The organism is Bacillus sp. P4_D3, assembly GCF_056401855.1.
Map to the genome: position 1 here is coordinate 1 of NZ_JBFUIN010000266.1, position 4304 is coordinate 4304.

General features: G+C 32.2%; 6 protein-coding genes. 3 read left to right on the top strand and 3 right to left on the bottom strand.

From position 1 onward, the window contains the following. The first annotated feature begins 23 nt into the window (after positions 1-23). The 3 genes from AC1DTM_RS18920 (at position 24) to aiiA (ending at position 2589) form a co-directional block, all read left to right on the top strand. Positions 24-587 carry an HAAS signaling domain-containing protein gene (locus AC1DTM_RS18920; RefSeq protein WP_199715489.1) on the top strand — a complete coding sequence of 188 codons (564 nt, stop codon included), beginning with the start codon at positions 24-26 and terminating at the stop codon, positions 585-587. Continuing rightward, on the top strand, positions 577-1443 hold the full coding sequence (locus AC1DTM_RS18925; RefSeq protein WP_199715488.1) for a DUF4097 family beta strand repeat-containing protein: 867 nt from the start codon (positions 577-579) through the stop codon (positions 1441-1443). Before AC1DTM_RS18920 ends, AC1DTM_RS18925 begins: the two co-directional genes overlap by 11 nt. A gap of 393 nt (positions 1444-1836) precedes the next feature. After that, positions 1837-2589: a quorum-quenching N-acyl homoserine lactonase AiiA gene (aiiA, locus tag AC1DTM_RS18930; RefSeq protein ID WP_477000650.1), complete on the top strand. Its 753-nt coding sequence runs from the start codon at positions 1837-1839 to the stop codon at positions 2587-2589. A gap of 41 nt (positions 2590-2630) precedes the next feature. Here the strand turns inward: aiiA and AC1DTM_RS18935 are convergent, their stop codons facing one another. The 3 genes from AC1DTM_RS18935 to AC1DTM_RS18945 form a co-directional block, all read right to left on the bottom strand. Beyond that, the gene (locus AC1DTM_RS18935; protein ID WP_002161034.1) at positions 2631-3110 is read right to left on the bottom strand and encodes a YhfM domain-containing protein; all 480 of its coding nucleotides are present in this window, start codon (positions 3108-3110) and stop codon (positions 2631-2633) included. A gap of 104 nt (positions 3111-3214) precedes the next feature. After that, positions 3215-3679 (bottom strand): DMT family transporter, encoded by a 465-nt coding sequence (locus AC1DTM_RS18940; protein WP_002121102.1) that lies wholly within the window; start codon positions 3677-3679, stop codon positions 3215-3217. Between the two features lie 13 nt (positions 3680-3692). Continuing rightward, complete coding sequence (locus tag AC1DTM_RS18945) at positions 3693-4139, bottom strand: DMT family transporter (RefSeq protein WP_016105553.1); 447 nt, start codon at positions 4137-4139, stop codon at positions 3693-3695. Between the last annotated feature and the right edge of the window lie 165 nt (positions 4140-4304).

The following is a 4304-nucleotide window of genomic DNA, read 5'->3' on the forward strand; positions in this document are numbered from 1 at the left end:
ATTAATAAAAGAAGGTGTACGTAATGACGAAAAATAAATTTTTACAACAATTAAATGCATCTCTAAAAAGATTATCTGAAAAAGAGCGTACAGATATTTTAAAAGATTATGAAGAACATTTTACTTTCGGATTAGAGGAAGGGAAAAGTGAAGAAGAAATTGTAGCTTCATTAGGTTCTCCAGCTCAAATCGCCAAAGAGTTATTAGCAGATTATCATATTGAGAAAGTAACAGCAAGTGCAACAACAGGAAATGTTTTTCGGGCAATTTGGGCAGTAATTGGATTAGGTTTTTTCAATTTGTTAATCGTGCTTGGACCTGCAATTACATTAGCGGCATTGATTTTTTCAGGATGGGTTGTAGGAATTTCATTTTTAGGTTCACCATTACTTGTTCTAGTTGATACTATTATACATCCAAATACATTCTTGCTATTTAATCTTTTCGTTTCTTTAGCACTTTGTGGACTTGGATATTTCATTGTAATTGCTATGTTATTTTTAACGAAGCTGGCGAATAATGGATTTGTTCGTTATTTAAAGTTCAATATGGAACTAGTAAAAGGTGGTTTGAAGCATGATAAATAAAAAGAGTCTTTCAATCATTGCAGGTATTATTTTTATTATTGGTATTATCGGAAGTTTATTCACTTATCGTTCAATTGCTGCAGTACCAATTTCAGAAGAAAAGGTCATTAACAATAATAATGTGTCAAGCGTCATTATCGATACGAATAATGTTCGTGTTAACACCTATCCTACAACAGAGAGTAACATTAAAATAACATTAGATGGGGAAGTTAATCCTAATATAAAACGAACGTTGATTACGGATGATAAAGATTCGACGCTTCTTATTTCATACAAAGAAAAACAACAGAGATGGTTTAACTTCGACATTTCCGAAGTATTGGCCCCATTAACATTAAATGTTTATCTGCCTGAAAAGCAATATGATTCATTAAAAGTTTCCAATAATAATGGCTACGTTTCTGCCAAAAAACTAAACGCAACACATTTTAATATCAATACAAGCAATGGACGTGTGGAATTAAGAGAAATCAATTCGCCAAAAATTATCGCAGAAACAAACAATGGAATTATGGATTTCAAAGATATATTGGCACAAAATATTCATGTGAAATCGAACAATGGACGAATAATGCTAGACCATGTTGAAGGTGAAATAGAGGGGCAAACTAAAAATGGAAGTCTTACTCTGAAAACGAATGAACTGGATCGAAATCTCAATTTTACGACTCACAATGGAAAAATTAATATTGAAACTGAAAAAGAACCAACTAATGTTCAATTTAATGTTTCTGTTGACAATGGCAGAGCGAATATTCTTGATAAATATAATGGAAATACGGTTATTGGAAAAGGAGAAAATGTAATTAAATTAAACACACATAACGGAAATATTACAGTGAAAAAACAATAGCATATTACCTTTTATAATCTCAGCTCGCCGCACATAAAGAGCAATAATAAATAAAAAAATAACCGACTCCTTTTCTCAACATGTAGGTAGTCGGTTATTTTATATTTAACATTCGTTTAAGTGTGTATCCTTTCCATTCGTATACTAGCGTTTGTTTCTGTATTGCTTAAAGTGCTTTCTTACTTCGAACTTTATTTCAGAATACAAACAGTTGTTTTATTACTCTCGATTCTTAGGAGGATAACGAATAGTAATTAACGATGTAAGGAGAATTTGTGAATGACTCAAAAATAATAACTGAAACAATGAAAAGTGAGAAGGAGTTTATTTCTAACAAGAGGAATTCTTTACTATATTGTTTTATTCAAAACTAAATGAAAAGGTGGATACATAATGACAGTAAAGAAGCTTTATTTCGTCCCAGCAGGTCGTTGTATGTTAGACCATTCTTCTGTTAATAGTACGCTCACACCGGGGAATTTATTGAACTTACCTGTATGGTGCTATTTGTTGGAGACAGAAGAGGGGCCTATTTTAGTAGATACAGGTATGCCAGAAAGTGCAGTTAATAATGAAGGGCTTTTTAACGGTACATTTGTTGAGGGACAGATTTTACCAAAAATGACTGAAGAAGATAGAATCGTAAATATTTTAAAGCGTGCAGGGTATGAGCCAGAAGACCTTCTGTATATTATTAGTTCTCACTTACATTTTGATCATGCAGGAGGAAATGGTGCTTTTACAAATACACCGATTATCGTGCAGCGTGCTGAATATGAGGCGGCACAACATAGTGAAGAATATATGAAAGAATGTATATTGCCGAATTTAAACTACAAAATCATTGAAGGGGATTATGAAGTCGTACCAGGAGTTCAATTATTGTATACACCAGGACATACTCCGGGGCATCAGTCACTATTAATTGAGACAGAAAAATCCGGTCCTGTGTTATTAACAATTGATGCATCTTATACGAAAGAAAATTTTGAAGATGAAGTGCCATTTGCAGGATTTGATCCGGAATTAGCTTTAGCTTCAATTAAACGTTTGAAAGAGGTTGTGATAAAAGAGAACCCGATTGTTTTCTTTGGTCATGATATGGAGCAGGAAAAGAGCTGTAAAGTGTTCCCTGAATATATATAAATAGAAAAAGTCATGGGCCTATTAGCYCATGACTTTTTCTATTAAATAACCTTTTTAAATAAGTTATATACTTTTTTCGAATTACCTTCATTTAATTGATAATAAGTAAGGTCTACGTCATCAGGAGTGTTTTGATGGGCAATCATAACTTCACTACTGTTGTTATCTACTATCCAAATTAAATATTGTTTATAAGTCCCATCTTGGAAAGTAATCCACATGTTACAATCTACTGAATCAGAACCTTCTTCATCTAGCGTTAARTCGCCTTTTTTTGCTGTGTCCATACTGTTAATGAATGTTTTTAATTCATCTGTTTTTGTAAGGAAGATAGATTTTTTTGTTTTAATTGACTCTACATGTATATCTTTTATTTCCTGTTTTCCTAAAAAGACAGGAGGTGCATTTGGGTCTCTTTGAGTTGAAATAATAGTAGCTTTCTTCTTTGGTTTGCTTGCTGTATAGAAATCTTGAATAGATTTTCCAGAGTTGAAAAACCATACGATTCCAAAAATAATCAATACACTACCTAGCAGTAAAATAATTTTCTTAATAGAATATTCTCCTCTCTATTACTTCGTTTGAAGAGCTTTTCTATTAATATATGATAGGTAAGCGTAAAGTATTATAGTTGTACGTGGCTATGCTTCACAGTTTTTATAGGGCGATCAACGAGTAAATTGTAAGTAAGCCCTATTAATACGAAAATTCCACCGACAATTTTGCCCATTGAGAGTTCGTGTGACAAGAAGAAATCAATGATAGTCCCCGTAAATAATTGTCCGATAAAGATGAGTAACGTTAAATAAAATGCTGGAATTTTAGGAGTAATATAGTTTGATAATGAGATGACGATAACACCTACTAATCCGCCTAAGTATACAGCGATAGGTATGGATTGCAGTGTATGACTAGAAATATACAACGAATCTGAACTGAAAATTAAAAATAACATAGAGAAAAATAATCCAGTAATATAATTAAAAAACGTACCTTCCCAATTTCCAATTTTCTTTGCTAAATTCGCGTTAATAATTCTAGCAACAACGATGGATACTCCAACTAAAATAGCGATACAAATATATAACATATTCTTGCCCCCATTAATAAATTGTCATGATAATAATTCCAGAAGAGATGAAGAATAACCCAACTAGTTTTTTCTTTTCAAACTTCGCAACTTTCATACCTAATAAACCGAAATGATCAATTACGATAGAAGCAATAGATTGACCAAGTAAGCCTAATGCGATAGTAATAGAGGCACCAAGAGCAGAGAAGCTTATATTGCTAAAAAGAACAGTGAATACACCAATCGCTCCAGCGCTATATAAATAAAGCGGAATATCTTTTTCAAAGTGAATTTTATTTTTGTTAAGGACTAGCACGAAAACAACTGCTACTAAACCTACAAGATGAATGACAACACTCGCTGTATAATTGCCAATCAACTCAGATAAAATCCCATTCAATGGGAGCATAATGGCAATAAGCACACCAATAAAGACAGAAAGAAAGTTATACAATGTAATATCCCCTTTGTATTTCATGTTTGTAATGACTGTATCATGTTGAAATTGTGTATTACTATGACATATGTCATAGTAGAAGAAGAAAATTTTGATTAAAATGGGGATGAGTTGTAAAGGTGGTGGAACTATGAAGAAAGTATGTAATTCAAATAAATTAGCAGATTATATGAAACAAAATAATAT

Coding starts and splice junctions, on each gene's coding strand:
- AC1DTM_RS18920 (WP_199715489.1), top strand. CDS start 24: ATGACGAAAAATAAATTTTTACAACAATTAAATGCATCTCTAAAAAGA.
- AC1DTM_RS18925 (WP_199715488.1), top strand. CDS start 577: ATGATAAATAAAAAGAGTCTTTCAATCATTGCAGGTATTATTTTTATT.
- aiiA (WP_477000650.1), top strand. CDS start 1,837: ATGACAGTAAAGAAGCTTTATTTCGTCCCAGCAGGTCGTTGTATGTTA.
- AC1DTM_RS18940 (WP_002121102.1), bottom strand. CDS start 3,679: ATGTTATATATTTGTATCGCTATTTTAGTTGGAGTATCCATCGTTGTT.
- AC1DTM_RS18945 (WP_016105553.1), bottom strand. CDS start 4,139: ATGAAATACAAAGGGGATATTACATTGTATAACTTTCTTTCTGTCTTT.